At 66.9% G+C, this 447-nt stretch carries 1 pseudogene; it reads right to left on the bottom strand.

Annotated features, from left to right (window positions below):
• A pseudogene (locus tag ADK55_RS36555) lies at nucleotides 1–447 on the bottom strand (IS5 family transposase); the annotation flags it as partial.

Genomic DNA, 447 nt, shown 5'->3' with positions numbered 1-447 from the left:
CAGGTGGGGAACGTCGTATGCCTTGTCGGCGTGAAGGCGTTGGGGTTTGAAGTGGCGGCCGCGGTGGGGGTCGTGTCTCGTTTGGTGACCTGTGATCATGGGCTTCAGGGCGAGGCTGTCGTGGGTGTTGGCAGCGCTGACGCCGACGAGGAGGGGCAGCCCGTTCGCGTCCGACAGGACGTGCATCTTGGAGCCCGGCTTGCCTCGGTCCACGGGGCTCGGACCTGTGAGTTCGCCCCTTTTTTAGCCCTCACGTGGGCCGAGTCGAGGACGGCTCGGGAGAGATCGAGGAGCCCGGCGTCGCCGAGGCGATGCAGGATCTCCTCGTGTAGCCGGCCCCACACCCCTGCCCGGGACCAGATCAGGAACCTGCGGTGGGCCGTGGACTTCGATATTCCGAAACAGGGCGGCAGCGACCGCCAGGCGCATCCGCTGACCAGGACGTAG

This window comes from Streptomyces sp. WM4235, from assembly GCF_001279725.1.
Lineage (GTDB): Bacteria > Actinomycetota > Actinomycetes > Streptomycetales > Streptomycetaceae > Streptomyces.
This window is presented reverse-complemented; position numbering and strand designations above follow the sequence as displayed.